General features: G+C 70.0%; 20 protein-coding genes, 1 other RNA gene and 1 pseudogene. 11 read left to right on the top strand and 11 right to left on the bottom strand.

Annotation, left to right across the window (positions count from 1 at the left end; genetic code table 11):
• From B1L11_RS25525 to B1L11_RS25510, 4 genes are all read left to right on the top strand, one after another.
• Positions 1 to 730: hypothetical protein (locus B1L11_RS25525; RefSeq protein WP_372974721.1), on the top strand; the 730-nt coding region annotated here is incomplete at its 5' end.
• 53 nt (positions 731 to 783) lie between these two features.
• Positions 784 to 3,048: a SulP family inorganic anion transporter gene (locus B1L11_RS25520; protein ID WP_079316828.1), complete on the top strand. Its 2,265-nt coding sequence runs from the start codon at positions 784 to 786 to the stop codon at positions 3,046 to 3,048.
• A gap of 111 nt (positions 3,049 to 3,159) precedes the next feature.
• Positions 3,160 to 4,170: an NAD-dependent epimerase/dehydratase family protein gene (locus B1L11_RS25515; RefSeq protein ID WP_079316826.1), complete on the top strand. Its 1,011-nt coding sequence runs from the start codon at positions 3,160 to 3,162 to the stop codon at positions 4,168 to 4,170.
• 165 nt (positions 4,171 to 4,335) lie between these two features.
• Positions 4,336 to 4,968: a type II toxin-antitoxin system PemK/MazF family toxin gene (locus B1L11_RS25510; RefSeq protein WP_143737531.1), complete on the top strand. Its 633-nt coding sequence runs from the start codon at positions 4,336 to 4,338 to the stop codon at positions 4,966 to 4,968.
• A gap of 129 nt (positions 4,969 to 5,097) precedes the next feature.
• Here the strand turns inward: B1L11_RS25510 and B1L11_RS25505 are convergent, their stop codons facing one another.
• Positions 5,098 to 5,847, bottom strand: a complete 750-nt coding sequence (locus tag B1L11_RS25505) for a TetR/AcrR family transcriptional regulator (protein WP_079316824.1) — start codon at positions 5,845 to 5,847, stop codon at positions 5,098 to 5,100.
• A gap of 117 nt (positions 5,848 to 5,964) precedes the next feature.
• Here B1L11_RS25505 and atpB point away from each other — a divergent pair, with 117 nt between their 5' ends.
• Together atpB and B1L11_RS25495 are read left to right on the top strand one after the other, a co-directional pair.
• Positions 5,965 to 6,753, top strand: a complete 789-nt coding sequence (gene atpB, locus B1L11_RS25500; RefSeq protein WP_079316822.1) for a F0F1 ATP synthase subunit A — start codon at positions 5,965 to 5,967, stop codon at positions 6,751 to 6,753.
• Positions 6,754 to 6,829: 76 nt separating this feature from the next.
• Positions 6,830 to 7,114 carry a YiaA/YiaB family inner membrane protein gene (locus tag B1L11_RS25495; protein WP_079316820.1) on the top strand — a complete coding sequence of 95 codons (285 nt, stop codon included), beginning with the start codon at positions 6,830 to 6,832 and terminating at the stop codon, positions 7,112 to 7,114.
• Positions 7,115 to 7,188: 74 nt separating this feature from the next.
• Here B1L11_RS25495 and B1L11_RS45595 read toward each other — a convergent pair whose 3' ends face one another.
• Together B1L11_RS45595 and B1L11_RS25485 are read right to left on the bottom strand one after the other, a co-directional pair.
• Positions 7,189 to 9,969 (bottom strand): OmpL47-type beta-barrel domain-containing protein, encoded by a 2,781-nt coding sequence (locus tag B1L11_RS45595; RefSeq protein ID WP_143737530.1) that lies wholly within the window; start codon positions 9,967 to 9,969, stop codon positions 7,189 to 7,191.
• A 108-nt stretch (positions 9,970 to 10,077) separates the two neighbouring features.
• The gene (locus B1L11_RS25485) at positions 10,078 to 14,124 is read right to left on the bottom strand and encodes a ThuA domain-containing protein (RefSeq protein WP_079316818.1); all 4,047 of its coding nucleotides are present in this window, start codon (positions 14,122 to 14,124) and stop codon (positions 10,078 to 10,080) included.
• Between the two features lie 869 nt (positions 14,125 to 14,993).
• Between B1L11_RS25485 and B1L11_RS25480 the strand changes: the two genes are divergently transcribed.
• Positions 14,994 to 16,025, top strand: coding sequence for a multicopper oxidase domain-containing protein (locus B1L11_RS25480; RefSeq protein WP_079316816.1), 1,032 nt, complete (start codon positions 14,994 to 14,996; stop codon positions 16,023 to 16,025).
• A 95-nt stretch (positions 16,026 to 16,120) separates the two neighbouring features.
• The gene (locus tag B1L11_RS25475; RefSeq protein WP_079316814.1) at positions 16,121 to 16,861 is read left to right on the top strand and encodes a hypothetical protein; all 741 of its coding nucleotides are present in this window, start codon (positions 16,121 to 16,123) and stop codon (positions 16,859 to 16,861) included.
• Between the two features lie 27 nt (positions 16,862 to 16,888).
• Here the strand turns inward: B1L11_RS25475 and B1L11_RS25470 are convergent, their stop codons facing one another.
• Positions 16,889 to 17,737: an SDR family oxidoreductase gene (locus B1L11_RS25470; RefSeq protein ID WP_079316812.1), complete on the bottom strand. Its 849-nt coding sequence runs from the start codon at positions 17,735 to 17,737 to the stop codon at positions 16,889 to 16,891.
• 86 nt (positions 17,738 to 17,823) lie between these two features.
• On the opposite strand from B1L11_RS25470, the gene B1L11_RS25465 reads away from it, so the two are divergent.
• The gene (locus B1L11_RS25465; protein WP_079316810.1) at positions 17,824 to 18,408 is read left to right on the top strand and encodes a TetR/AcrR family transcriptional regulator; all 585 of its coding nucleotides are present in this window, start codon (positions 17,824 to 17,826) and stop codon (positions 18,406 to 18,408) included.
• A gap of 62 nt (positions 18,409 to 18,470) precedes the next feature.
• On the opposite strand, the gene B1L11_RS25460 is transcribed toward B1L11_RS25465, so the two are convergent.
• The 3 genes from B1L11_RS25460 to B1L11_RS25450 form a co-directional block, all read right to left on the bottom strand.
• Positions 18,471 to 19,229: a cell wall metabolism sensor histidine kinase WalK gene (locus B1L11_RS25460; RefSeq protein WP_179155315.1), complete on the bottom strand. Its 759-nt coding sequence runs from the start codon at positions 19,227 to 19,229 to the stop codon at positions 18,471 to 18,473.
• Positions 19,230 to 19,529: 300 nt separating this feature from the next.
• Positions 19,530 to 19,964 carry a DUF4259 domain-containing protein gene (locus B1L11_RS25455; protein WP_079316807.1) on the bottom strand — a complete coding sequence of 145 codons (435 nt, stop codon included), beginning with the start codon at positions 19,962 to 19,964 and terminating at the stop codon, positions 19,530 to 19,532.
• Positions 19,965 to 20,054: 90 nt separating this feature from the next.
• Positions 20,055 to 20,828, bottom strand: coding sequence for a VOC family protein (locus tag B1L11_RS25450; protein WP_256862878.1), 774 nt, complete (start codon positions 20,826 to 20,828; stop codon positions 20,055 to 20,057).
• Between the two features lie 237 nt (positions 20,829 to 21,065).
• On the opposite strand from B1L11_RS25450, the gene B1L11_RS25445 reads away from it, so the two are divergent.
• On the top strand, positions 21,066 to 21,710 hold the full coding sequence (locus B1L11_RS25445; RefSeq protein ID WP_079316840.1) for a DNA alkylation repair protein: 645 nt from the start codon (positions 21,066 to 21,068) through the stop codon (positions 21,708 to 21,710).
• Positions 21,711 to 21,802: 92 nt separating this feature from the next.
• On the opposite strand, the pseudogene B1L11_RS25440 reads toward B1L11_RS25445, so the two are convergent.
• A pseudogene (locus B1L11_RS25440) lies at positions 21,803 to 22,371 on the bottom strand (transposase); the annotation flags it as partial.
• Between the two features lie 180 nt (positions 22,372 to 22,551).
• The gene (locus B1L11_RS25435) at positions 22,552 to 23,313 is read right to left on the bottom strand and encodes an SDR family oxidoreductase (protein WP_079316806.1); all 762 of its coding nucleotides are present in this window, start codon (positions 23,311 to 23,313) and stop codon (positions 22,552 to 22,554) included.
• A gap of 100 nt (positions 23,314 to 23,413) precedes the next feature.
• Between B1L11_RS25435 and B1L11_RS25430 the strand changes: the two genes are divergently transcribed.
• Complete coding sequence (locus tag B1L11_RS25430; protein ID WP_079316805.1) at positions 23,414 to 24,277, top strand: helix-turn-helix transcriptional regulator; 864 nt, start codon at positions 23,414 to 23,416, stop codon at positions 24,275 to 24,277.
• A gap of 282 nt (positions 24,278 to 24,559) precedes the next feature.
• Here the strand turns inward: B1L11_RS25430 and rnpB are convergent.
• Positions 24,560 to 24,951: RNase P RNA component class A (gene rnpB / locus B1L11_RS25425), an RNA gene on the bottom strand.
• 77 nt (positions 24,952 to 25,028) lie between these two features.
• A complete protein-coding gene (locus B1L11_RS25420; protein ID WP_079316804.1) occupies positions 25,029 to 26,231 on the bottom strand; it encodes an erythromycin esterase family protein in 1,203 nt (400 codons plus the stop codon).
• Positions 26,232 to 26,379 lie beyond the last annotated feature (148 nt).

Genomic DNA, 26,379 nt, shown 5'->3' with positions numbered 1-26,379 from the left:
CGCGCCCCGCTCCACCGGCGGCTCCTTCGACGCGTGGGCGGCGAGCTACGAAACGCCCCGGTCCGACGCCTACGATCCGTCCCGCGCCGCGACGGGCCCGTTCCGCGCGGCCGACGCATCGCCGTCTTACCCGCCCAACCCGGCAGGTTCCGGTGTGACAGGCGCGGGCGCCACCGACCCCGGCTGGCCGGTCGCCGGCAGCTACCCGCCGGTCCCCGCCGCCTCCGCCCCCACGACGGACCCCTCCTGGACGGGCGCCCGCGACGTGCTCGACGACCCGGAACCGCCGCGCGGCGCGTCCTCCTGGCCGAACGCGGAGACCTACCAGACCCCGGCCTACGACGGCTACTCGTCCACCTACTCGGCGGAGGGCGGCTACCCGGCCGCCTCGACGCCGTCGCCCGCCGCGCCCTCCACCCCGTCGTACGAGGTGAGCACGGGCTGGGCGACCATCGACGCCTCTGACACGGTGACCGGCTCGGGCCCGGGGACCGCCTCGCCGTACGAGTCTGCGGGCTACGACGCGCCGTCGGGGCAGAGCCAGTACGGCTACGACCGGCAGCAGCAGGGATACGGCGGCGCCCATCCGTCGTGGCCCGAGCAGAACGCCGCCGATGGAAGCTGGCCCTCCTACGACGAGGTCCACGGCGAGACCCCCACCTCGGCGAGCGGGCGGCGGCGGGGCAGCCACCGCAACCCGGAGAGCGACTATCCCGACTACTACCGGTGATTTTCCCGTTCCCTGCCTGGTGACGGCCTCCGCGGCTGACATATTGTCAGCCCATGACAATCAGTGACGACACGATCTCGCCACGTGACTGGAAGTCCGTACTCCGGCACGATGTGCCCGCATCGCTGGTGGTCTTCCTGGTGGCGGTGCCGCTGTCGCTCGGCATCGCGGTCGCGTCCGGCGCGCCGGTGGCGGCCGGGCTCGTCGCCGCCGTGGTCGGCGGCGTGGTGGCCGGCGCCCTCGGCGGGTCCGTCGTCCAGGTGAGCGGCCCGGCCGCCGGGCTGTCCCTGGTGGTCGCCGAGCTCGTCCACACGTACGGCTGGCGCGCCACGTGCGCCATCACCGTCATGGCCGGCCTCCTCCAGTTGGCCCTGGGCGGGCTGAAGGTGGCGCGGGCGGCGCTCGGGGTCTCCCCCGCCGTCGTGCACGGCATGCTCGCCGGGGTCGGCGTGGTGATCGCGCTGTCCCAGCTGCACATCGTGCTCGGCGGTTCGCCGCAGCGCTCCGCGCTGGAGAACGTCCTCGAACTCCCCGCCCAGATCCTCGACAACCACACGCACGCGGTCATGATCGGCGTCCTGACGATCGGGGTCCTGCTCGTGTGGAGCCGGATCCCCCGGCTGCGCGCCGTGCCCGCCCCGCTCGCCGCGCTGATGGTCGCCACGCTGACGGCCGCGGTGACGGGCTGGGACCTGACGAAGGTGGATCTGAAGGGCGGGTTCTCCTCCGTACAGGGACCTCTGATGCCGCAGGGCGACTGGCACGCGATCGCCGGGGCCGTCCTGCTCGTCGCCCTCCTCGCCGGAGTGGAGTCGCTGCTGACCTGCGTGGCGTCCAACCGCCTGCACGACGGTCCCCGCGCCGACCTCGACCGTGAACTGACCGCGCAGGGCGTGGCGAACGCGGTGTCCGGCGCGCTGGGCGGCCTCCCGGTCGCGGGCGTCGTCGTGCGTACGACCACCAACGCGCGGGCGGGCGCCCGGAGCCGCTGGTCCACGGTGCTCCACGGGGTGTGGGTGCTGCTGTTCACCACGGCCTGCGCCTGGATGATCGCGCTGATCCCCCTGGAGGCGCTCGCGGCGCTGCTGCTGTTCATCGGCGTGCAGATGGTCAACCTCGGGCACGTCCGCAACCTGCGCAGCCACCGCGAGATGCCGGTCTACTTCGTGACGATGGCCGGAGTCGTGCTGATCGGCCTGGCCGAGGGCGTGGCGATCGGCCTCGGGCTGGCCGCCCTGCTCGCCCTGCGCCGCCTGGCCTGGGTCTCGGTCGACGTACGGCAGGCGGGCGAGCGGCGCTGGCGCGTCGTCGTCACCGGGTCGCTGACGTTCCTCGGCGTGCCCCGGCTGACCGAGGCATTGCGCGGCATCCCCGCGGGGGCCGCGGTCGAGCTCGACCTTCACCTCGACTTCATGGACAACGCCGCCTTCGAGGCGCTGCACGCCTGGCGGCTCCAGCACGAACGCACCGGCGGCGCGATCGACGTGGACGAGCCGCACGGCGAGTGGTACTCCGCCGCGATCGACGGCGTCCGCCTGTTCCCGGCCAGGATCCCGCCCCGGCACGACCGCTGGTGGCTGCCCTGGGCCTACCGGCGACGCCCCCGTCCCATGGACGCCGCAGGGTCCTACGCCGTGATCGGCGCGGACGGCGGGAGCCACGACGACGTTCCCGTAGTCTGCGAGCCGCAGGGCGTGCCCGACCTGCTGGAGGGGACGCGGGAGTTCCAGCGCCGGACCGCGCCGATGGTCCGCCCGCTGCTTCACCGCATGGCCCGTAAGCAGTCGCCGTCGCACCTGTTCATCACCTGCGCGGACTCCCGCATCGTGCCGAACATCATCACCGCGAGCGGTCCCGGCGACCTGTTCACGCTGCGCAACATCGGCAACCTCGTGCCGCGCGCCGGCGCCACCCCCGCCGACGACTCGGTCGCGGCCACGATCGAGTACGCCGTGAAGGTCCTCGATGTGCGCACGATCACGGTCTGCGGGCACTCGGGATGCGGCGCGATGGCCGCCCTGCTGGGCGAGGTGCCCGACCTGCCCGCGCTGCGCAACTGGCTGCGGCACGGGCGGCAGAGCCTGGCGAGGTTCGTGGCCGCCGAGCCGTGTGACGACGACGCCGGGCCGCTCGACCGGCTCTGCCGGACCAACGTGATCCAGCAGCTCGACAACCTGCGGACCCACCCGTTCGTGGACACCCTCGTACGGGCGGGGAAGCTGGAGCTCACGGGCCTGTACTTCGACATCGGCGCGGCGCGGGTGCACGTGCTGGAGCAGGAGCGCTTCACACCGGTGCCCGAACTGCGCACCGGCTGAGCCCCGCTCCGGTGGAGCCGGGAGGAACGGCGAGCTTCGCTGTGAGCGGATCATGTCCGCCGACCGTGAAACGGGGCCTACGCCCGGCCCGGGCGGGCCAAGGATGACCGTATGAAGATTCTGGTAATCGGCGGTTCGGTGTTTCTCGGACGCGCCATCGTGGAGGAGGCGCTGCGGCGCGGTCACGAGGTCACGACGTTCAACCGGGGCAGGAGCGGGACGGACCTGCCCGGTGTGGAGGCGGTGCGCGGCGACCGCGAGGTCACCGACGATCTGCGGCGGCTCGCCGACGGCAGGCAGTGGGACGCGGTGGTCGACGTGTGCGGGTTCGTCCCCCGCGTCGTCCTGGAGTCGGTGCGGACGCTGTCGGGCCACGCCCCGCACTACACGTTCATCTCCAGCATCTCCGCCTACCCGGACTGGCCCGACAAGTCCGGCGTCGACGAGACCTTCCCCCTGCACGAGTGCCCGCCGGACGCGGACGCCGAGTTCGGCGACTACGGCGTGCTGAAGGCCGGCTGCGAGCGGGCGGTCGAGCAGCACTTCGACGGCGGCGCCCTGATCATCCAGCCCGGCCTGATCCTCGGCCCCCACGAGAACGTGGGCCGGCTGCCCTGGTGGCTCACCCGCATCTCCAGAGGCGGGCGGGTGCTCGCCCCCGGCAACCCGGCGCTGCCGATGCAGCTCATCGACGCCCGGGACATCGCGGCGTTCACCCTCGACCAGGCGGCCAAGGGCACCACCGGCCGCTACATGACGGGCGGGGTGCAGGGCAACACGACGTACGGCGGCTGGCTGAACGACTGCGTGGAGGTCACCGGCTCCGACGCGGAGCTGGTGTGGGTCGACGACACGTTCCTGGCGGACCAGGGCGTGGAGATGTGGACCGAGCTTCCGCTGTGGGCTCCGGAGACGGGCTACCAGGGCGTGTGGACGCACTCCTCCGCGAAGGCCATCGCCGCGGGCCTCACCTGCCGGCCCGTACGGGAGACCGTCCGGGACACCTGGGAGTGGCTGAAGGACATCCCGGAGGAGCAGCGCAGCTTCGGCGGCCAGATGCACCACGGCATCGACCCGGAGAAGGAGGCGCGCATCCTCGCCGCCTGGGACGCCCGCTCCTGACCGTGACCGCCGCCCGCGCGCGTGCGTGCGGGCGGGCGGCGGTGCGGTTCGGCCGCCGAAGCCGAGAGGGGCGCGGGCGGGCAGGAGCGGCGGAACGAGCGCGGCGGGCGGGGGCGGCGGACTCCCCTGCCGGAGTCGTGTGCGCGGAGCCGTAGGCTGTCGGCCATGTTCTGGGTGGTTGTGATCGTGGCCGTGCTGGTCGTGTTCGGCGGGCTCGGCATGGCCGGGCGCCTGCCGGGAACCTCACGGCGGCGGTCCGCGCCGCGCCCCTCCCCGGGAGGCCGCCCGTCAGGCCGCGCCGGCCGGACCGCGCGGCCCGGAGGACGTGCCCCGGCCTCGCGGCCGGGCACCAGGCCCGGTGGCGGCGCCGCTCCCCACGCGAGGCGCGGCACCGCCTCCGGGACCGGGACCCGGGGCGGGGGCCGCCCGGCGACGGGCGGCGAAACGGGCGTGCGCGGCGGTGCGGCCACGCAGGCCGGTCCGCACCCGGGTGAGATCTGGTGGGCCGACGTGCCCTACGAGGACGGGCCGGGCCACAAGGTGCGCCCCTGTGTGGTGCTCAGGACATACCGGGGCGGCGCCGAGGTCCTGAAGATCACCAGCCAGGACCGCAGCGACCGCGCCGACCACGTGGAGATCCCCACCCGCACGTGGGACCCGGACGCCGACCACAACAGCTTCCTCGACCTCACCGGCCCGGTCCGCGTGCCCGTCGCCGACTTCCAGGACAGGGCGGGCACGCTCGACGCGCGTGTCTGGCGGCAGGTCTGCCGCCTGCACGAGATCACGCCTAACTGAGCCGTACTCCTCTGAGACCGGCCACCGAGACCGGCCACCGGCCTGCGGCGACGTGGAAGCCGCGACGCCCGCGGAAGGCCCTCCCCTGCGTACGCCCACGTGAGGAAGCCGGACGGTGAGCCGGAGGCGTCACCGCGATGACGTGGGCCCCTGCGGGCCGCCGCGCGGCGGCAGGCCGGCGGCGATGCCGTCGAGCAGCCGGTCCAGGCCGTACGCGAAGCGGTCGTCACTGGCCATGTACTCCCGCCCGGCCTCCTTCGTCATCCGCTCCAGCATGGGATAGTCGCCCGTCGCGATGAGCGACTGGATGTAGGCCAGGTGCCGGGCCAGCCGCTGGGCCAGCGTGAGCCCCGTCCGCCGCCGCCCCTCCGCCTCGGCCAGCTCGCTCTGGATGTAGCCGTTCACGTACGCGAAGACCGTGCCGACGAGGGTCAGCATCTCGTCGATGCTCAGGCCGAGGCCGTCGAGCATGCCGAGGGCGGTCTCCATCAGACGCGCGCTGTTCGGGCCGGTCTGCGGGCGGCCGGCCGCCAGCGGCGCGAGCCACGGGTGGCGCAGCATGGTGCGCCGGACCTGCCAGGCGAGCCGGCGAAGGCCGTCAGCCCAGTCGTCCGGCGGCCGTTGGTCCTCCGGCAGGTACTCCCTGACGGCGGTGTCGATCATCAGGTCGAACACCTCGTCCTTGCCGGTCACGTAGCGGTACAGGGACATCGTGCCCGCGCCGAGATCGGCGGCGAGGCGGCGCATGGAGATCGCCTCCAGCCCCTCGGCGTCGGCGATCCCGATCGCCGCCTGCGCGAGGGCGGCGCGGCTGAAGCTCGGCCGCGGCCCCCGCGCGGGGCGCTCGGGTCGCATCCACAGGTTCTCGTGGCCCGTCATCGTTGGTCGTCCCAGGTCGTCGCGCTATTGCGTACACGGTACCCGGTATGTAGGCTCACATCGAGAAAGTGAGTACGACGTACTCAGTTTTTGGACGGCCGGACGAGGGGATTCCCTATGCCCGTAAGCCTCGCCGGGGACGACTTCACGGCTCCCGGTCTCGAACTGTTCGACTTTCCGCCGCTGTGGCCCGGCGCGCCGTACTGGCTGACCAAGCCCGTGGTGCTGGCCGCGGTCGGGGTGATCCTGCTGTGCGCGGTCGCGTGGGGGGCGTTCGCGCGGCCGTCGCTCGTCCCGCGAGGGCTGCAGCACCTCGGCGAGTACGGCTACCTGTTCGTCCGCGACCAGGCGGCCCGGCCGTTCCTCGGCGCGGACGCCGAGCGGTGGATGCCGTTCCTGCTCAGCCTCTTCTCGGTGATCCTGCTGTGGAACCTGTTCGGCGTGATCCCGGGAGTGCAGTTCCCGGTGAACGCCCATATCGCGTTCCCGCTGGTCTTCGCCGTGGTCGTGTACGTGATCAAGCTCTATCTCGGCTTCCGGCACCACGGGGTGGGCGGCTATCTCAAGAGCCTGATGTTCCCGCCCGGCCTGCCGAAGCCGCTCGCCCTCGTCTTGTACGCGCCCATCGAACTGCTGCACACGTTCGTCTTCGCGCTCTTCACGCACGCCGTACGGCTGTTCGCGAACATGTTCGCGGGACACCTGCTGCTGGCGTTCTTCAGCGCGGTGGGGTTCTGGTTCCTCGCCGAGCAGCCGACCGTGCTCGGGTTCCCGGTGGGCGTCCTCGGCGTGGCCATGGCCGTCGTCATGACCGGCCTGGAGATCTTCATCCAGTTCCTGCAGGCGTTCCTGTTCACCATGCTGGCGGCCATGTACATCGGCAACGCGCTGAACCCGGACCACTGAAGCGGGGGTTCGTACTCACCGGTAACTGAGTATCGGCGCTCATGCCCGCCAGGCGTACGCCACGGACGATGGCATCATGGCGAAACCGGTGAAACCCTCGACGACGACGGCCTTCTACGTCCAGGCCGTCATCTCGTTCGCGATCTCCCTCGTGGGCCTGGCGGCCGGCATCCTCTACCTTCCGGTGACGACCTGGGTGCGCTCCTTCCTCGCCCTCGGACTGATGTACGTGGTGACCTCGACGTTCACGCTGGCCAAGTGCGTGCGGGACCGGCAGGAGGAGGCGACCGTCGTCAGCCGGGTGGACCAGGCCCGGCTCGACAAGCTCCTCGCCGAGCACGACCCCTTCCGGACCGAGTGAGGGCGAGCCCCGATGGCCGGAAAGAGGCGGCCTCGGCCCGTCGCCGGACCGAGGCCGCCTGCGGCTGAACGAACTCAGGCGTCCTTGCAGCCCTTGCCCTTGCCCGGCTTCGTGCAGTCGGAGCCCGGCGCGGCGACGACGGTGAACTTCGCCGTGCCCACGTTGGAGGTGTTGCCGGCCTTGTCGGTGGCCCGGTAGCTCACGGTGTGCGCCCCCGGCTGGCCCACCGCCACCGGCTTGGAGTACAGCGCGAACGGCTGCCCGTCCAGGGAGTACTCCACCGTGGCCACGCCCGACTCGGCGTCGGTCGCCGAGATGGTGAGCGTGGCGGAGCCGACGTAGTTCCACGCCCAGTCCATGCTGCCGCCGAGCTGGGCCGACACCTGCGGGGCCGTGGTGTCCTTCTGCTCAGGCGCGACGACCTTGAAGGTCACCGACCCGACCGGCGAGGTGTTGCCCGCCTTGTCGGTCGCCCGATACTGCACCGTGTGCGACCCGGTCTTGTTCACCGAGACCGGAGCCGAGTAGGCCGCGAACGCCGCGCCGTCCAGCGCGTACTCCACCTTGTCGACGCCCGACTCGGTGTCGCTCGCCGAGATCGTCACGGTGGCCGAACCGACGTAGTTGCCGTCGGCGTCCTTCGTGCCCGACACGTTGGCCGACACCTGCGGAGCCGTGGTGTCCTTGGCCGGCGGGACCACCACGGTGAACGTCACCGACGCCACCGCCGAGGTGTTCCCGGCCTTGTCGGTCGCCCGGTAGCTCACCCGGTGCGCGCCCGGCTGGTCGACCGTCAGCGCCTTCGAGTAGACCGCGAACGGCTGCGAGTCGAGGGAGTACTCGACCTTGTCCACGCCCGACTCGCTGTCGCTCGCCGAGATCGTGACGGTGGCGGACCCCACGTAGTTGCCGTTGGTGTCCTTGTCACCGGACACCTGCGCGGACACCTGAGGAGCGGTCGTGTCCTTGGCCGGCGGCGCCACGACCTTGAAGGTCACCGAGCCGACCGGCGAGACGTTGCCGGCCTTGTCGGTCGCCCGATACTGCACCGTGTGCGACCCGGCCGTGTTCACCGACACCGGGGCCGAGTACGTCGTGAAGGCTCCGCCGTCCAGGGCGTACTCCACCCTGTCCACGCCCGACTCGCTGTCGCTCGCCGAGACGGTGACGGTCGCGGAGCCCACGTAGTTGCCGTCGGCGTCCTTGTCACCGGACACCTGCGCCGACACCAGCGGAGGCGTGGTGTCCTTCTGCTCCGGTGCGGCGACCTTGAACGACACCGACGCGACGTCGGAGGCGTTCCCGGCCTTGTCGGTGGCCCGGTAGCTCACGGTGTGCGCGCCCGGCTGCTTGACCGCCACCGGTGCGGAGTACAGGCCGAAGGGCTGCCCGTCGAGGGAGTACTCGATCGTGTCGACGCCCGACTCGGTGTCGGTCGCCGAGATGGTCACGGTGGCCGAGCCCACATAATTGCCGTCGGCGTCCTTGTCACCGGACACCTGCGCCGACACCTGCGGCGCCGTGGTGTCCTTGGCCGGCGGCGCGACCACCGTGAACGTCACCGACGCCACCGCCGAGGTGTTGCCCGCCTTGTCCGTGGCCCGATACTGCACCGTGTGCGAGCCGGTCTTGTTGACCGCGACCGGAGCCGAGTACGTCGTGAAGGCCGCGCCGTCCAGCGCGTACTCCACCTTGTCGACGCCCGACTCGGTGTCGGTCGCCGAGACGGTGACGGTCGCGGAGCCCACGTAGTTGCCGCTGGCGTCCTTGTCACCGGACACCTGCGCCGACACCTGCGGCGCCGTGGTGTCCTTGGCCGGCGGCACCACGACCGTGAACGTCACCGACGCCACCGCCGAGGTGTTGCCCGCCTTGTCGGTGGCCCGGTAGCTCACCCGGTGCGCGCCCGGCTGGTCGACCGTCAGCGCCTTGGAATACAGCGCGAACGGCTGCGAGTCGAGGGAGTACTCGACCGTGTCCACGCCCGACTCGCTGTCGCTCGCCGAGATGGTCACCGTCGCGGAGCCCACGTAGTTGCCGTTGGCGTCCTTGTCACCCGAGACCTGCGCCGACACCTGCGGCGCGGTCGTGTCCTTGGCCGGCGGGGCGACCACCTTGAACGACACCGACGCCACGGCCGAGACGTTGCCCGCCTTGTCGGTCGCCCGATACTGCACCGTGTGGGAGCCCACCTGGTTCACCGACACGGGAGCCGAGTAGGTGGTGAACGCCCCGGAGTCCAGCGCGTACTCCACCCTGTCCACGCCCGACTCGGTGTCGGTCGCCGAGACGGTCACCGTCGCCGAACCGACGTAGTTGCCGTCCGCGTCCTTCTCGCCCGACACGTTGGCGGACACCTGCGGCGCGGTCGTGTCGGTGGGGCCGCCGGGGGTGACCACGAGCTCGCCGACCATCTGGTGGCCGGGGATCGCGCAGAAGAAGCGGTATTTGCCGGGGGTGAGGTTCACCTGGACCTCATGCCGACCGCCGTCCGCGTCGTACGGGCTGGCGATGATGTTGACGTTGACGTCGTGGTTGTATCCGGGCGTCGACGTGTCGAAGGTCAGCGTGTGCGTCATTCCGAACGTGCTGCCGGTCGCCATGCTGTTCTCGAAGACGATCGTCGCGGGGCCCGCGACCGCCGTGGTCGGCGTGTCCTTGTACGCGGTCATGCTGTTGTCGGCGGTCCAGGTGAGCACCTGCGCCGCCGCCTGGCCGACCTGCTGCCGCGCCTCGGGCTTCGGCGCGGCGGCATTGGCCGGCGACAGCCACAGCGCCGGAAGCGCCACGCACAACAGCGCCACGGCCACGGCGGCGCCCAGCGCCCTCCGTAGCTTCCCTGTCAATAACTGCATCTGAGGTCGCACCTCACAGAACGTGCATGCATGTGGGCGGGCGAACGGCGTCGCCCGCCAGGGTCATGGGAGACAGCCGGGCGGGGTCTCCCCCGCCCGGCTACCGGGTCAGAGCTCCCGCACCCGGATGTTGCGGAACTCCGCCAGGTCGGTGTTGCTGTGGTTCTGCAGCCCGATGAACCCGCTGACGAACTGACGCAGGTCCGTGGCGGGGTCGCCGGCGCGGGACGACGACTTGCCCGGGGTGTTGTCGAACTCGTTGATCACGACGCCGTTGCGGATGATCGTGTAGTGCTGCCCGACCACCCGGACCTCGTAGTCGTTCCACTGGCCCTTCGGGGTCGCCCCCGCCTTGTCCAGGGTGTTCGGCTGGAAGTTGTAGATCGAGCCCGTCTTCTGCGGCTCGCCCGTGTCGCCGTCGTAGATCTGGATCTCGTGACCGCAGTAGATCGCGACCCACGCCTGCGACGTGCGGGCCGAGCCGACCGTGCCGCAGCTCCCGGCCGGACGCTGGTCCAGCGGGGTCCGCGGGTCGGGGAACCGGACGAACACGCCGGTGTTGGCACGGGCCGTGCCCGGCGCGACGTCACGGAACTGCAGCCGCAGCGAGAAGTCGCCGTACGCCTTGTCGGAGTACCACAGCATGCCCAGCCCGCCGGAGGTGCGGAGGGTGCCGTCCTGCTGCAGGTTGAACTGGCCGGACGGAGCCTGTGACCAGCCCTGCAGGGACGCGGGCGTCCCGTCGAAGATGGTCTCGTAGCCGTTCGTCTTGCCGATGTCGGACTGCGCTGCCGCCTTGCTCAGCGTGGAGGCCTCGCCATTGTCGATGACGCCGGCCTTGCGGAACTCGTTCACCTGGTCGTTGACGTGGCTGACGAACTCGCCGTGGTTCGACCACATGCGCTCGTCGTCGATCAGGTCGTTGATCGTGCAGCCGCCGGCGACGACGCGGTTGGCCACGCCGGTGTCGGTGTCCAGCAGCCGGACCGTCGGCCGGGCGTCGGGCGCCGGGCAGCCGATCACGACGGTGACCTCGCCGGTCGCCACCTCACCGTCGGCGTAGGTAACCTTCAGCTTGGCCTTGTAGGTGCCGAAGTCCTTGTAGGTGTGCGTCGGGTCGGCCTCGGTCGAGGGCTTGCTGCCGTCGCCGAAGTCCCACTCCCACTTCACGCCGCCGGCCCTGGTGCTGGAGAACACCACGGTCTTCGGCGTGCTCTGCCGCTCCGGCCGCACCGTGGCCAGGCTCGGGTTCGGCGTCGCCGGACCGCCCTGGTAGGTGATGCGGATCAGCTTCTGGTTGGGGTGCAGGCTGAAGAAGCCACCGGCGTAGTCCAGCATGTACAGCGCGCCGTCCGGGCCGAACTTCGCGTCCATCCACGACTGGAGCTGGGTGGCTCCGCCGCCGGGCTGGATGATGGAGCGCAGGTCCTCGGCGAAGACCGGCGGCTTCGCGTCCTTGACGCCCTTCGGGTCGACGGTGACCGCGACCCGGTTGTTCGCGTTGGACTCGTCACCGATGAACCACTTGTTGTCCCAGTACGCCGGCCACGCGACACCGCTGTTGGTGTCGACCTCGGAGCGGTGGTAGGTCGGCCCGGACATGACCGCCTGGCCGCCGCCGGAGAGGTAGGGCTGGGTGAGAGTCTCCTCGCCCAGCTTGTAGGTCGGCAGGCCGCTGCCGTCGGTCCGCTTCGGGTAGACCGGGCCGCCGCCCTGCGGCGAGTACCAGATCATGTTGTCGCGGGCCGGCGGGATGTCGACCAGGCCGGTGTTGCGCGGCGAGGTGTTCTTCAGGTTGTCGCAGTTGTACCAGTCGGCGGGCTGGGAGGCGTCGACGTTGCTGCGGTCACGGTAGGGCTGCTTGTTGCCCATGCAGTACGGCCAGCCCTGGTTGCCGGCGGACGTGAGGATCGTCGCGGTCTCGTACTTCGCCGGACCCCAGATCTCGCTCGGGGCACCGGCGTCCGGACCGACCCATCCGGCGGTCAGCCAGTCGTTCACGTTGTCCCACTGGAGCCGCGCGATGTTGCGAACGCCCATCACGTAGATCTCCGGGCGGGTCTTGCCGCCGCCCTCTTCCTTGCCCGTGAACAGGTTGCCCTTCGGGATCGTGTACGTCCCGTCGGCCTCCGGGTGGATACGGATGATCTTGCCGTTCAGGTCGTTGGTGTTGCCGGCGGTGCGGCGGGCGTCCTGGAACGAGGTGCCCTTGTAGTCCTGGGTCCAGTTGTTCCCCGAGTAACCGCTCGAGCCGCCGGAGGAGTTGCTGTCACCGGAACCGACGTAGAGGTTGCCTTCCTTGTCGAAGGCCATGCCACCACCCGCGTGGCAGCAGCTGTGGATCTGGGTGTCCCACTGCAGCAGGTCCTTGCGGGTCTTCTGGTCGATCGTCTGGGTGGCGGCGTCGTAGGTGAACCGGGAGATCGTCCGCTTGCCGATCCGCTTGTCCCTGTCGATCGACTCGTGCGGCATCCAGTAGACGTACAGCCAGCCGTTCTGCTGGAACTTGGGGTCGGGCACGATGCCGAGGAGACCCTCTTCGTTCTTCACCAGTTCGTCGCCGCTGCCGCGGTTGCCCATGACGGCGAGGGTGGTGAGGAGCTTGACCTGCTTGGTCTTCGGGTCCCACTGGTGGATCGTGCCACAGCCGAGGCCGACCTTCGGGTTGTTCCAGTCGGCGATCGGGCCGGTGGGGCAGGCCGCCTTGCCGACGTAGAAGACCTTGCCGTCGGGGGCGATGGTCAGGCCGTGCGGCTCGCCGATCTGGTCGAGCTGGCCCGACTGGTTCTGCGCGGTCAGCCGCTCGGTCTTGTAGTTCGACGCGATGGTCGCCTGGCAGTCGCCGCGGACCAGGCCGGCCGCCCACTTGATCGCGCCGCCGAGGTGGCTCTTGAACTGCTCGTCCTTGGTGTAGCTCTCCTCGGTGCCGCCCATGCCGGTGTAGAACGACCGGCCGCCGTCGTAGTCACGGCACCACGAGATCGGGTGGAACGCGCCGTTGCCGTTCAGGCCCGCCTTGTAGGTCCACTCCTCGACCTGCGCGACCGTCTGGACCTTGCCCAGGGGGCTCGGGCTCCAGTTCATCCACTTGTCGGACCGCGTCGTGTTGAACGGCAGGCCCTTGTTCGCCGGGTGCTCACGGTCGGTGAAGTCCACCGTGGCCTTCTGCACCTGGCTGTCCGGCGGCGGCCCGGCGTCGGGACCGAACAGCCGCAGCTCGGCCAGCTGGACGAGGGGCTCACCGCTGTTCGCCGTGATGTTCAGCCGGTAGTACGCGTACGCCGTGGTGTTGGTGAACTTGTATTCCTTGGTCTGGAACCGCGAGGGGAAGGTCTCCCCCGTCCGCTTGTCCAGGTCCGTCCAGCTCTTCCCGTCCTGGGAGCCCTGCAGCGTCCAGTCCTTGGGGTCACGGCCGGGGAAGTCGTTGGCCGAGGTCAGCGCGTAGTGGGCGATCGCCTTCGGCTGCTCCAGCTTGAGCGAGACCCAGCCGGTCGGGTTGAACGTCAGCCACTTCGTGTTGTTGTTGCCGTCGACCAGCTTCTCTTTGGTCTCGTTCGGCGGGTTGTCCGCGTTCGCCGTGATCTCCACGACCTTCTCGGCCGGGGGCAGGCTGCCGGCGGGGCGGGTGCCGACCAGGTCGGTGAACCAGGACGAGTCGGGCTGCGCGCGTACGGCGTCGTGGACGCCGACGAACCCGCCGCCGTCCCGGATGTACGCCTGGAAGGCGGCCTCCTGGGCCGCGTTCAGCGTCACGCCCTTGGCGGACAGGAAGACCACCCCGCGATAGCGGGACAGGTTGCTGAAGGTGAAGACCGCCGGGTCCTCGGACACCTCGACCGAGAAGCCGTTGTCCTTGCCCAGGCTCTTGATCGACTCCGCGGCCTTCTCGACCGGGTCGCTCTGTTCCTTGGCGGGGCCGTGGAACACCAGCACACTGACTGACTTATCGGACTTATCTGGCTTACCGGTATCGGGCTCGGGAGGGTTGGGCTTGGCCTGCGCCTGCAACTGGGCGGCGGGGAGGGCCGGTGCGGCCTGCGCCTGCACGGCGGGGACCGTCGCCAGTCCCAGCGTCAGCGCGGCGCTCGACGCCGTGATCAGAGCACGGCGCCAGGCGGGTGGCCGAGGGTGTACGAGCAGGTCTCTGCGACCCATCGTTCGCTCCTTCAGGTCGGGGGGTTGGATCAGCACCTTGCGGAGGTCGTTCGGTCGGCCGTGACGGCGACCGGGCACGCAGATGCCGGAAGGCCGAGGGTTGTGCCGGTCTTTTACTCCTCTCGCTCGCCGGTCGGTCCCTGACCCCGGCGTCGCGGCGACGCGGTCAGGACGGTTCGGGCCGTCGCAGGCGTGCGGCATCGCCGTTCGTCGCGCTGTCGACGGGCGCGATCGCCGCGGAGCCCGTCGTCACGGGCGCCGGGGACGGATCGCGTGCAGCGGTCGCCGGCCGTCCGTCGGGACGGCGACCGAAATGAGGTGTCTTCCCGGTCTCAGGCCGGAGCGCCGGGATGCCGGCGACGCCCGGCGGCGGCGCCGCCGGGGCGTGGTCCGGCATGTCTGAGCCGCAGGTCCGCCGGGGCGTGCGAGGGCGGGCCGTGCAGGGCGGATGTCGGCCGTGGGGGGTGTCGCCGAAGCACCGCTGAGCCTTTCCGAGAGTCGCGGATGGTTGCGTGGGCGGGTGGACGAGGGCCAGGTGATGCCCAGGAGACGGATCGGACTGGGAGATTCCGGTTGCGTCAAGTGGGCGGTTTGGGCTCAACGTAGCAGCCTCACGACACTTCATCCAGTCCTGTGACAAAGTTTCCTTACTTACACTCTGACTTCTTGACTTTTTGGCGGAACTATCGCCTACTTCCATCGAAAGCTTCATCTACGGCGTCGAAAGCCTCGCTGGCCGGTCCCCGCCCGTCACCCGACGGCGGAACGCGCCCCACTTCGGGGGCCGCATCGAGACGTCACGCCGTACAGGCCGGTCCCCGGGCCGGCGCCACGAACAGATGCCGTTCGCCTCACGGCAGTGAGGCGTCATGATCGGATTGGGGAACCATGACCGAGGCAGGCAGGGGCACGACGCGAGGCCTCTTCTCCCGGCGCGCCTTCACCACGGCCGCGACGCCGCCGCGTTCGTTCCGCTGGTCGGGGCGGGCCAGGCCAACGCGGCGCCGTCCGACAAGGTCACCGGCAAGCCCGACAAAGGCGACGTCCGCCGCATGACCCTCTACGCGGAGAAGCTGCCGAACAATCTGCTGGGATACGGCCTGGAGCCCGGCAAGGCCACGATCCCCGGCCCGCTCATCGAGATGGTCGAAGGCGAGACCCTCGAGATCGAACTGGTCAACAACACCGACATCACCGTCAGCCTGCACGTGCACGGCGTGGACTACGAGATCACCAGCGACGGCACGCGGATGAGCAACAGCGTGGTGGAGCCGGGCGGCCGGCGCACCTACGTCTGGCGCACCCACGCGCCGGGCCGCCGCCCCGGCGGCACCATCGAGCCCGGCAGCGCCGGCTACTGGCACTACCACGACCACGTCGTCGGGACCGACCACGGCACCGGCGGCATCAGCAGAGGGCTCTACGGCGCGCTGATAGTCCGGCGGAAGGGCGACATCCTGCCGGACAAGCAGTTCGTCGTCTTCTTCAACGACATGACGGTCAACAACGCCAAGGCCGGCGAGGCGCCGCACTTCATGGCGAAGATCGGCGAGCGCGTGGAGTTCATCGTGGTCACCCACGGGAACTTCTTCCACACCTGGCACCTGCACGGACATCGCTGGGCGGACAACCGCACCGGCCTGCTGGACAACCCGCAGGACCCGAGCCGGATCATCGACACGAAGATCACCGGACCGGCCGAGTCGTTCGGCTTCCAGGTGATCGCCGGGGAGCGCGTCGGCCCCGGGGCCTGGATGTACCACTGCCACGTCCAGAGCCACTCGGACATGGGGATGGCCGGCGTGTTCATGGTGGCCGACGAGAACGGGAACGTTCCCGGCCACGACATGGGCGGCATGAGCACGGGCACCGGCTCGGACATGAGCACCATGCCGCACTGATCCGTCCCGCTCCCCCACGGGCACGGTTCCGGTGAAGCACCGGGCGGGCCGCCCGCCCCGCGTACGGACGATCGAAGGTCAGTAGGGTGCGGCCCATGACCAGCGACATACGCGGGCGCGGGCGCGCGGCCGTCACCGCCCCGCCCGGATCGCAGGCGGCTCTCGACTACTACCTGATCATGTCCGCGGCCGGCACGGACGGAGCCCCGGCCGAGGGCGTCGTCGTCGAGGAGTTCGCGCTCACCGGCGACTTCAGGACGGTCGGCCTGGACACCGCCGGATGGACCGCGGCCGACGGCGCCTGGTGGAGTTCCGCGGCCTTCGGGCGGGCGATGCGCGAGGATCCCGGCCTGCGCGCCCGGGCCCGCGCGGTGAGCCGCTCCGAGGCCGAGGCCGCCTACCGCGATCTCGGCGGGGGCGAACTGCCCGGCGAGACGCGGCTGCGTGCCCTTTTCCGGGACCACCAGCCTCTGCCGGACTCGCCTCCCCTGCGCCTCGGCCCGCCGCGGGTCCCCGACGGGTTCCAGGACACGCGGGTCTACCGCGTCCTGTTCGCCGGCGAGCCGCACCTGTCCCGTCTCGCGGACGTGGTGGCGCTCGCCGGGGAGGCCGGCGACCCGCGGACCCGGATCATCGGCACGGGTGAGCTGCGAACGGACCCGGACGTTTTCACGTGGGAGGTACGCCGGATCGGGCCCGGTGTCGCCTGCTGCCTCGACCTCACGGCTCACCTGGGGACCGCGTCCGGTCAGGCCCTCGGGCCGGTGCTGCGGCGGTTGACGACGGCGATGCGCCACGCGGGACCGATCCCCGTGACCGTCGAGCGCTTCTCCTGAGCGGCCCTGTCTCTTCGCGTACGCGATTCAGCGGCGCACGGCATCTGCGCCGGCGTCCGTGGAGAAGGCGCGGTCCCGCCCCGCCTCCAGTTCCGCGAGCCGATCCGTGAGGGCCTTGTGGATGTGGGTGTAGGAGTCGCTGCCCAGAGCGACCCGTACGGGCGCGGGGTCCAGGTCCGCACAGCCGGCAATCGCCGCGGCCGTCTTGGCGAGGTCGCCGACGGACGGCAGCGCGGGGTCGCGGATGCCCCGGGTCAGCGCGGCCGGGCTGTCGTCGTAGGCGCTCATCGGTGCGGCGAGCCGTGAACTCCCGTCCCGGAATCGGGTGCGCGCGCTGCCCGGCTCGACGATGGTCACACCGATGCCGAACGGGGCGACGTCCTTGGCCGTCGACTCCATGAAGCCCTCGATGCCCCACTTGCTCGCGTGATACACGGACGCGCCCGCGTTGGTGGCCTGACCGCCGTACGTGGAGACCTGGATGAGGCGGCCGCCACCCTGACGGCGTAGGTGAGGCAGCGCGGCGCGGGCCACCCGGATCGAGCCGAGCAGGTTCGTGTCGAGCTGGTGGACGATCTGCTCGTCGGTGAGTTCCTCGGCCGCGCCGAACAAGCCGTACCCGGCGTTGTTGACGACCACGTCGATCCTGCCGAGGTCGGCGAACGCCCTGTCCACCACCTCCCGGATCGCGGGTGCGTCGGTCAGGTCGAGGCGGGCGAGCCACAGCCGGTCGCCGTACTCCGCCTTCAGGTCGTCCACCGCCTCCGTCCGCCGCACCGTCCCGGCGACGCGGTCGCCGCGCCGGAGGAGCTGGTGCGTCATCTCCCGGCCGAAGCCGCTGCTCACCCCGGTGATCAGCCATGTACGCGCATCCATCGTCGTAACCCTTTCCCGATTCCTAGCTAACTTGTTAGTTAGTGTACGCCTCGACCTAACCGGTTAGTCAAAGCTAGGATGGCGCCGTGGCGACCGGTAACTCTGAGGCGACCAAGGCACGCATCCTCGAAGCAGCCAGGGACGAGTTCTCGGCCCACGGCATCGCCGGGGCGCGCGTCGACCGCATCGCCAAGGCGGCCGGCTGCAACAAGAACCTGCTCTACATCTACTTCCAGAGCAAGGAGACCCTGTTCGCCACCGTCCTGGAGCAGAACCTCCGACGGGTCTACGACGAGTTGCGGTTCACGCCCGACGACCTGCCCGGGTACGCGGCGCGGGTCTTCGACTTCGCGATGGCCAATCCCGGCCTGATGCGGCTCATGGCATGGGCGGGCCTGGAACAGGAGGCCGGCGACGTCGCCCTGCGCAACGCGGCGCAGAGCGCGAAGGTGGCGGCCATGGAGGCCGCGGCGCACGACGCGGACGGCCCGGGGGCGCGCTTCGCGCCGGAATTCCTGCTGACGGCCATCCTGGCGCTCGCCACCGCCTGGTCGGCGGCGAGCCCCTTCGGCCCGCGACTCAGTCCCGGACTGGCCGCCGACCCCGCCACGCTGCGGGCCCAGATCGCCGACGCCGTGGCGGCGATCGCCGCCGCCCGCACCGGCCCCTGATCACCCGGTGCCGCCTTCGGGGTCTGCGGCTGTACGGTGCGTGATTCCGGCGAGGACGACCGTCAGGCCAGTGGGAGCCGGACGACGAAGGCCGCACCGCCGGCCGATGACTGCTCCACGTGCACCTCGCCCTCGTGGCCGTACACGATGTTCCGCACGATGGCCAGGCCGAGGCCGGTCCCACCGCGGTCGCGGGAGCGGGCGGGGTCGAGGCGGGTGAAGCGGTCGAAGATTCGCTCCCGATCCTCCTTCCCGATCCCGTCGCCGTCGTCGGCCACGACGAGCTCCGCGGTGTCGGCCGTACGCCGGACCTGGACGAACACGACTGTCTTGGCGTGTCGCTGCGCGTTGTCGAGCAGTTCGGAGAGCATTCGCCGGAGTCGCCCGTCCAGGCCGCGTACCAGAACCCCGGGAACGGCCTGCACCTTCACGTCGACCCTGTCGGTGCGCCGGGCCAGTTCGCTCTGTACGAGATCCCCGAGGTCCAGCAGGGCCGGTTCGGCCGGCTGCGCGGCGGCCTGAAGCTGGGCCAGCAGGTAGAGGTCGTCGACCAGCGCCTGCAGCCGTTCCACGTCGTTGAGCGCCCGTTCGAGCAGGTCGTCCACGTCGATCTCGCTGGGATGCAGCCGGGCCTCCTCCAACTGCGCCCGCAGTCCCGCGATCGGGGTGCGCAGTTCGTGCGACACGTCGGCCTCGAATCGTCGCTGCCAGTCGATGGCCCGATACAGCTTGCCGCACATGCTGTCGATGCCGTGCTTGATGCTGCGCTCCAGCTCATCGAGTTCGCCAAGGCATTCACGGAGGTGGCGGAGCGATGTCACATCTGTGAGGTGCCCTGCCCCGTCCGCGCCGATTCCCATGGACAGCTAAAATCAGCACATAGGCCTTTGTTTCCGGCGCGAAATACAGGGGTCGCCAAAGTGGGAATCGCCGGATAGGTTTGAACCGCACGACCCGGTTCGTAATCTGCCGCCATGAATTCACGGTTACGCACACGGACTGCCGGCGTCCTCTTCGTCCTGGCGGTCCTCACGGTGATGGGCGCTCTGGTCGGCGCCGTCGGCTGAGGTCGTTCGCGCTCGTGCACGGGTGTCAAAGGACGTTGCCGGACAGTTCGTCACTCAGTGCGCGCCGCTGGAACACGCGGAGCGGAGAATGGCGAAAATGGTGTCGATCGACTCTCGCGCTTCCTGACGATCGCGGGGCTTCACCCAACCAGACCAATAGTAGCCCTCTGGAGAGACGGCCACTTCCAACGCCTCCGTTGCCTCAGCTGAAAAGCCGATTCCAAGAGGCTTGGGCAACCACTCCTCGATCGGATAGTCCTCATGCCACGAGATCGCTCTGCCGGCGGATGCGTTCGCAGCCACCACAGCGGCGGCAACAATGACCTCTTCCGGAAGCATCGTAGAAGGAAGCCGCCCGTCGCCGTCCCGTACAGACCGGAACGTAGCCTCTATCGCCGCCTTGCGCTCCTGCGGCGACATGCCCTCCAACTCTTCGAGACAATCTTCGGCCGTGTCACTGTCGAAAGGCCCTGATCCCCAAGTTCCCATCTTCCCCTCTCGCTTCTGAGGCGGATTAGCGCGCACCGCTGAGGCCACCGGTCGCGCCTGCGCAGGGGCCTGTCTCGGGATCTGTTCGCGCTATCGCGGGGTCAGAACACAGAACTCGTGGCCATCGGGATCGGCCATGACCACCCAGCTGACCTCGCCCTGACCGATGTCGACGCGCGTCGCCCCGAGGGAGATGAGACGGTCGACCTCCGCTTGCTGATCACCGTCGGCGGGTGGAGCGAGGTCGAAATGCAGCCGTTCCTTCCCGGTCTTGGGCATCAGTGGCGGACCACCCCAGGTGATCTTCGGACCGCCCTGCGGCGAGCGGATCGCGGTCTCCTGGTCCTGATCCCAGACCAACGGCCAGCCCAGCGCTTCACTCCAGAAGTATCCGGCCTCCTGCGAGCCGTCGCAGGCAAGCGCACCGATGAATCCGCAGTCGGCGAGGAATTTGTTGTCCGGCCCGATGACGCAGAACTCGTTGCCTTCGGGGTCCGCGAGCACGACATGGTCCTCGTCCGGGCCTTGACCGATGTCGATGTGCCGGGCGCCGAGCTCGAGCGCCCTCGCCACCGTCTGCTGCTGGTCCTCGAGGGACGTGCTCGTCAGGTCGAAGTGCATCTGGTTCTGGCCGACCTTCCGCTCCTGACTCGGAAGAAACCGGATCCGGAACCCCGTGTCATCGCTCGGCAGGAGCGCGAGGCCGTCCTGGGGGTCGTCGGCCGTCTCCCAGCCCAGGACGCCGGCCCAGAAACGCGCGAGACGGAGCGGATCATGCGCATCGAAGCAGAGCGCGACGAGGTGACAAGTCATTCCGCTCCGCACCTCCTTCTGCTGAAGACAGGGCACGCCGTCCGCGCCCATAGGGAGATCAACGCTAGGCGCTCGGCATCCCGCCACGCGAACCAATTTCGGTGGGACTCCTGGACTTATGCCCTGACCTGCAAGGACTGCTCAGCGTCGTTCGCTGCAGTTCGCGGTCGTGGTCCCCCAGCCGGCCACCTACCGCGGTGCCGAGCTGAACGGGCGAGTGCTCGTAGGCTGCCTCTCACACGCGATGGGCAGGAGGCTGAGGTGGCCGAGACGACGCTAGCCGAGGTGATGGCCGAGCTGGCCGAGCTCGAGGACCCGAGGGCACGCGAGGTGAACGAGAAACACGGCGACGATCACGGGGTGAACCTCAGCAAGCTGCGCGCGCTCGCGAAGCGGCTGAAGACGCAGCAGGAACTCGCGTGCCGGCTCTGGGAGACCGGTGACACCGCGGCGAGACTGCTGGCGATCCTGATCTGCCGCCCGAAGGCGTTCGAGCGTGACGAGTTGGACGTCATGGTGCGCGTGGCGCGCACACCCAAAGTGCACGACTGGCTCGTGAACTACGTGGTGAAGAAGAACCCGCACTCCGAAGAGCTGCGCCTGGCCTGGTCCGCAGATCCGGATCCGGTGGTCGCGAGTGCCGGCTGGGCGCTGACCACCGAGCGCGTGGCCAAGAAGCCTGAGGGCCTCGACCTCGCAGGACTGCTCGACGTCATCGAGGCGGAGATGAAAGACGCCCCAGATCGCCTGCAGTGGGCGATGAACCACTGCCTGGCTCAGATCGGGATCGAGCACGCCGAGCACCGCGCCCGTGCGATCGGCATCGGTGAGCGCCTGGAGGTGCTCAAGGACTACCCGACTTCGCCTGGATGCACGTCTCCATTCGCGCCCATCTGGATCACCGAGATGGTGCGCCGACAGCACGATACGTAGGAAGGTCCACGCTCACGCCCGTGCCGCCACTCCCTCGGAACGCGGCACCCGATACGAACCGGTACGCCGCCTCCGGCTGGAGAGCACGCGGGACCTGTCCGACTCAATTGCAGGGCGATGTAGTCGGTCAGATTCCGGAAGCCGAGCGCCGAGCCGCGTAGGTGTTCCAGCCGTCCGTTGATCGCCTCCGTAGGGCCGTTGGACGTGCCGGGTCGGTCGAAGTAGGCGAGCACGTCGGCGGCCCGCTTCTTCGATATCCGGCCGAGCGTGACCAGCTCGGTCAGCGTGCGAGGAACACCGCTGCTCAGCGAGGTGATCAGTTGCTGCATAGCTTGCGGCCGGCGCCGCGGTCGGGTTCGCGGTAGGCGTTGATCATCTGCTGGTAGATGCCCCAGGTGGCTTCGACCTGCAGGTGGTCCTCGTTGGCGAACAGCTCCTCGAGGCGGGTCTTCTGTTCGTCGGTGAGCAGGTCGGCGCCGGTGTGCAGCGTGCGTCGGGACTTGTAGAGCGGGTCGCCGGCTCGGCCGCGGTGTCCGCAGGTGGCGAGCTGGATCCGGCGTCGGCAGCGGTCCAGTGCGTCGCCGGCGAGGCGGACGACGTGGAACGGGTCCATGACCGCGACCGCGTCTGGCAGTTCCTCGGTGGTGGCGGTCGGGAGGCCTCGACCTTTACCCGGCCACCGACCCGCCCCCCTCTGCCGGGCCCCCCAGAACTCATGCTGGACGTCCAACGTGTCAAGCGAGCAGGGCGATGACCCGGCAGCACCTCGGATGCATCAGCGATCCATCGAAGATCGCTGACACGAGGATGGTGCACCAGTGAGCACGCCGCCCGCCTGGAGTCAGGCGGGCTGGCCGATCGGACGGATCGTCACCGTGTTGACGTCGACGCCTGCCGGCTGGTCGAGCGCGAAGCCGATCGCCTCGGCCACCGAATCCGGGCTCATCGCGATGGGGGGAGCCTGGCCGTGCCAGAACGCGGTGTCGATCATGCCTGGGTTCACGACCGTGACTCCGATGCCACGGGTCGTGGCGTGCAGGCGGAGGTTCTCGGCGAAGCCGACCACTGCCCACTTCGTGGCGGAGTAGAGGTTGCCCGGGCTGTTCTTGATTCCGGCCACGCTGCCGATGAGCACCAGCCGGCCGCGGGACTGCTCGAGGTGGGGCAGGGTCGCCTTGGCCAGCAGAGCCGGTCCGAGCACGTTGGCGAGTACCATCGGTGCCCACAGCTCCGGATCGCCGCCGTCGATGACGCCGGCACCGCCCGTCCGGAAGTGATCCGCGGACGCGCCGCCTGCGTTCGCGATTGCCGCGTCGAGCGCCCCGAAGCGCTCCACCGTGCTGGTGACCGCCGTGTTCGTGGAGTCCCAGTCGGAGGCATCTGCTACCAGGCCCAGGACGCGGTCCGCGTGGCCGACTTCGTCGAGGAAGGCCTTGAGCCGGCCAGGGTCGCGCCCGGTGACGGCGACCCGGTGGCCACGCACGAGCAGGAGCCGAGCGGTCGCGGCGCCGATCCCGCTCGTGCCACCGGTGATCAGGACCGTCTTTCCAGCGACCGGCGATGCGCCCGAGTCGGTGAGTGTGTCAGTGAGTGAGGTGTTCATGGCGTCCACTCTGTGGCGCGGCGCGGGCCCGCGACAGTTGCTGCCAAAGGTGGGGACGACATCCCCTGGCGCCAACGGCGCGCCCAGGGAGGCTGTGTCTATGTCGAAGACGAGGTACTCCGAACTCGGTGGCTTCCTGCGTTCGCGACGCGAGCGGATCCGCCCCGAGGAGGTCGGGCTCGCGCCCGGCCCGCGGCGCCGCGTCCCCGGTCTGCGTCGCGACGAGGTCGCCGTTCTGGCCGGTGCCTCGGTGGAGTACTACACCGAGCTCGAGCGCGGTGCCGGCTCGCAGCCCTCCGACCAGATGCTCGCCGCGCTCGCCCGCGCCCTGCGCCTCAGTCGCGACGAACGCGACCATCTGTACCGGTTGGCGAACCGCCCGATCCCGCACCAGGGCGGGACGGCGTCACACGTCCACCCCGCGATGCTCGACCTGCTGACACGAATCGACGGGACCCCGGCGATGGTGAGCACCGACCTGCACACCGTTCTGGTCCAGAACCCGCTCGCCATCGCGATGCTCGGCGACCTGTCCGCGCACCACGGCCGCTCGGCGAGCTTCATCTACCGATGGTTCACCGACCCGGCCTCGCGGCAGATCTACCCGCAGGAGGACCTCGCCCCGCAGTCACGCTCGTTCGTTGCCGACCTGCGCGCGGCAGTCGGGCGACGCAGCCCAGGCGACGCCGAGGCGACCAAGCTGGTGGACGAGTTGCTGCAGCAGTCGCCGGAGTTCCAGGCGCTTTGGGCCGACCAGGACGTGGAGGTGCGCAGAGACGAGCGCAAGCGGATCGTCCACCCCGCCGTCGGCATGCTCGACCTCAACTGCCTCAGCCTCTTCAGCGAGGACGGCCGCCAGCGGTTGCTCTGGTTCACCCCACGAGCCGGGACCGACACCGCCGAGAAGCTCGCGCTGCTGACCGTCGTGGGCACACAGGCGATGCAAACCGAACCAGCCCGATGAACCGATAGAGAAGGTACCGCTCGAGCGATAGACGCGACCGGCCGATCGTCACCGTCTAGCCCCGCTAGCCTTGGTGCGGTATCGGGACGAGAAGGGTTTCCAGCTTCGATCGCAAGGCTGAGCTGACCGCTTCGACGCTGTCCGCAAGGCGGACACAAGACACCCCTGCCGGGACATTCGCCTGCCGCACGCCGACAAGACCGTAATCCGGCTCCTGAGTCCGTGCTCGGTGTGCCCCCGAGGTGTCCCCCGAGAGTCGGCCCAGCTCAGAGGGGTGGTAGGTGGACGAGTCGGCCTGTAGGCCGGGTTCTGTGATCAGCCATGAGAGCTGACCGGCGGCCATCCATCTAGGACCGCCGTTGCCGGCGGCCTCAAGCGGTCTACCCGCGCGGCTCGGGCGGGCAGCCCTCGAACGTCGCGCGCGGACGTTCCGGAGAACGTCCCTTCTTGACCTTGCTCCGGGTGGGGTTTACCGAGCCGCCCACGTCACCGTGGGCGCTGGTGGTCTCTTACACCACCGTTTCACCCTTACCCCCGCGAAGGGGGCGGTCTGTTTTCTGTGGCACTGTCCCGCGGGTCACCCCGGGTCGGCGTTACCGACCACCCTGCCCTGTGGAGCCCGGACCTTCCTCGGCAGGGCCATGAGGCCCTGACGCGGCCGCCCGGCCGGCTCGTCCACCGTGAAGGTAAGCCTAGCGGCTCCCGATCCATTCCCCGCCCCGGACGAGGCGCGAGGCGACGCCGTGCCGCTCTAGCGTCGCGTAACGTCCTTGACGAACACGATCCCGTCGTACCCGGCCAGGTGGGCCGGGTCCAGCGGGGCGTAGCCGAACCAGGGGGACACGCGGAGGGCGGGCCGCGCGTCGCCGAGCGCGGCGGCCAGCCGGCCGGTGTCGACGACGTAGCGGTCCTCCGGCAGCGCGTACAGGAGCCCTTCGAGGGTGTCCGGGGGCGGGGTGTCCACTCCCTGGTGCCGGATCGTGCCGAGGGCCGTGGCCAGGAAGGCGAACCCCCCGCCCAGGTGGGCCCTCACGATCGCGCCGGAGCTCCACCACTCGAACGGCACGTCGCCCAGCCGCATCGTGCTCTTCTCCCGCTGGAAATGCGCGTTGTGGGCGTGGACCAGCGCCGGGCCCCGCTCGGCGACGGCGAGGATGTTGGCGGCGATCATCGAACTGCGCAGGCCCAGGAGCCGCGGCATGCGGCCCGGTGACGTGTCGGCCATCCAGTAGTGGTAGCGCAGCAGGCCGATGGCGGCACGCGCGTACAGGCGTGCCCGGTCCCAGTCGTCCCGGGAGGACGTCGCGACCAGGTGCGGCGTCTGCGCGTCGAGCAGCGCCACGAGATCGTCGGCGAGCAGGAGCAGCTGCCGGGCCTCGGCCGACCGCCCCACGGACTGGGACGGGTCCATCATCGTGGCGGGATTGGCCCAGCGGTCGTCGGCGCCGAGCAGGCGGTCGAGCGTTTCCGCGTCGCACGGCAGCAGATCCGCGTCCACCCGGGCCGCGAGGTAGCCGTAGAGCGCGGTGAGGGCCTGCCGGGGGCTCGCGGCGTGGCTGATCTCCAGCGGGCCGTCGAGACCGGCGAAGCGCACCCGCTCGGACGCGGGCCGGCCGTCGTTGTACGCGCGCATCCAGCGCACGAGCTCGCGGTTGGCCGCGGACGCGCCCCACCCGTGGCTGAAGCCGCGTTCCATGACCTCGTCGAGGGTGCCCGTGCCCGAGGTGACGTAGTCGTCCACGACCACGCCCATCAGGCAGTCGCTCTCGATCCCGATCGTCCGGTAGCCCTCCTGCTCGACGAGCTGCCGGAAAAGCTCGTTTCGCACGTCGAGCAGGAGGTCCTCTCCGTGGGTGGGCTCGCCCAGGGCGAGCAGCCGCGGCCGGTCCGGAAGCAGGCTCATGACGGAGGCGGCCTCGACGGGATGGACGGTGTCCTTGATGCCGGTATCCATACCTTCAACGGTATCGTTGAACCTTTATGTGGAGACTTGTCCGTCAAATCGCCAGATCGCGAGAGCGAAACCCTCAACCATCCACTTCAAGCGACCGGTCGTGCGGGCGGGCCGGAAAACGCCGACGCCGCGGGGGCACGGCCGAGCG

Source organism: Microbispora sp. GKU 823 (assembly GCF_002027145.1).
Taxonomy (GTDB): domain Bacteria; phylum Actinomycetota; class Actinomycetes; order Streptosporangiales; family Streptosporangiaceae; genus Microbispora; species Microbispora siamensis.
Note: the sequence above shows the minus strand (reverse complement) of the source record. Positions and strands in the feature narration are given on the sequence as shown.

What these genes read in the sequence shown, in the direction of transcription:
- B1L11_RS25520 (WP_079316828.1), top strand. Translation starts at nt 784, where the DNA reads ATGACAATCAGTGACGACACGATCTCGCCACGTGACTGGAAGTCCGTA.
- B1L11_RS25515 (WP_079316826.1), top strand. Translation starts at nt 3,160, where the DNA reads ATGAAGATTCTGGTAATCGGCGGTTCGGTGTTTCTCGGACGCGCCATC.
- B1L11_RS25510 (WP_143737531.1), top strand. Translation starts at nt 4,336, where the DNA reads ATGTTCTGGGTGGTTGTGATCGTGGCCGTGCTGGTCGTGTTCGGCGGG.
- B1L11_RS25505 (WP_079316824.1), bottom strand. Translation starts at nt 5,847, where the DNA reads ATGACGGGCCACGAGAACCTGTGGATGCGACCCGAGCGCCCCGCGCGG.
- atpB (WP_079316822.1), top strand. Translation starts at nt 5,965, where the DNA reads ATGCCCGTAAGCCTCGCCGGGGACGACTTCACGGCTCCCGGTCTCGAA.
- B1L11_RS25495 (WP_079316820.1), top strand. Translation starts at nt 6,830, where the DNA reads ATGGCGAAACCGGTGAAACCCTCGACGACGACGGCCTTCTACGTCCAG.
- B1L11_RS45595 (WP_143737530.1), bottom strand. Translation starts at nt 9,969, where the DNA reads ATGCAGTTATTGACAGGGAAGCTACGGAGGGCGCTGGGCGCCGCCGTG.
- B1L11_RS25485 (WP_079316818.1), bottom strand. Translation starts at nt 14,124, where the DNA reads ATGGGTCGCAGAGACCTGCTCGTACACCCTCGGCCACCCGCCTGGCGC.
- B1L11_RS25480 (WP_079316816.1), top strand. Translation starts at nt 14,994, where the DNA reads ATGATCGGATTGGGGAACCATGACCGAGGCAGGCAGGGGCACGACGCG.
- B1L11_RS25475 (WP_079316814.1), top strand. Translation starts at nt 16,121, where the DNA reads ATGACCAGCGACATACGCGGGCGCGGGCGCGCGGCCGTCACCGCCCCG.
- B1L11_RS25470 (WP_079316812.1), bottom strand. Translation starts at nt 17,737, where the DNA reads ATGGATGCGCGTACATGGCTGATCACCGGGGTGAGCAGCGGCTTCGGC.
- B1L11_RS25455 (WP_079316807.1), bottom strand. Translation starts at nt 19,964, where the DNA reads ATGGGAACTTGGGGATCAGGGCCTTTCGACAGTGACACGGCCGAAGAT.
- B1L11_RS25450 (WP_256862878.1), bottom strand. Translation starts at nt 20,828, where the DNA reads ATGGGCGCGGACGGCGTGCCCTGTCTTCAGCAGAAGGAGGTGCGGAGC.
- B1L11_RS25445 (WP_079316840.1), top strand. Translation starts at nt 21,066, where the DNA reads ATGGCCGAGCTGGCCGAGCTCGAGGACCCGAGGGCACGCGAGGTGAAC.
- B1L11_RS25435 (WP_079316806.1), bottom strand. Translation starts at nt 23,313, where the DNA reads ATGAACACCTCACTCACTGACACACTCACCGACTCGGGCGCATCGCCG.
- B1L11_RS25430 (WP_079316805.1), top strand. Translation starts at nt 23,414, where the DNA reads ATGTCGAAGACGAGGTACTCCGAACTCGGTGGCTTCCTGCGTTCGCGA.
- B1L11_RS25420 (WP_079316804.1), bottom strand. Translation starts at nt 26,231, where the DNA reads ATGGATACCGGCATCAAGGACACCGTCCATCCCGTCGAGGCCGCCTCC.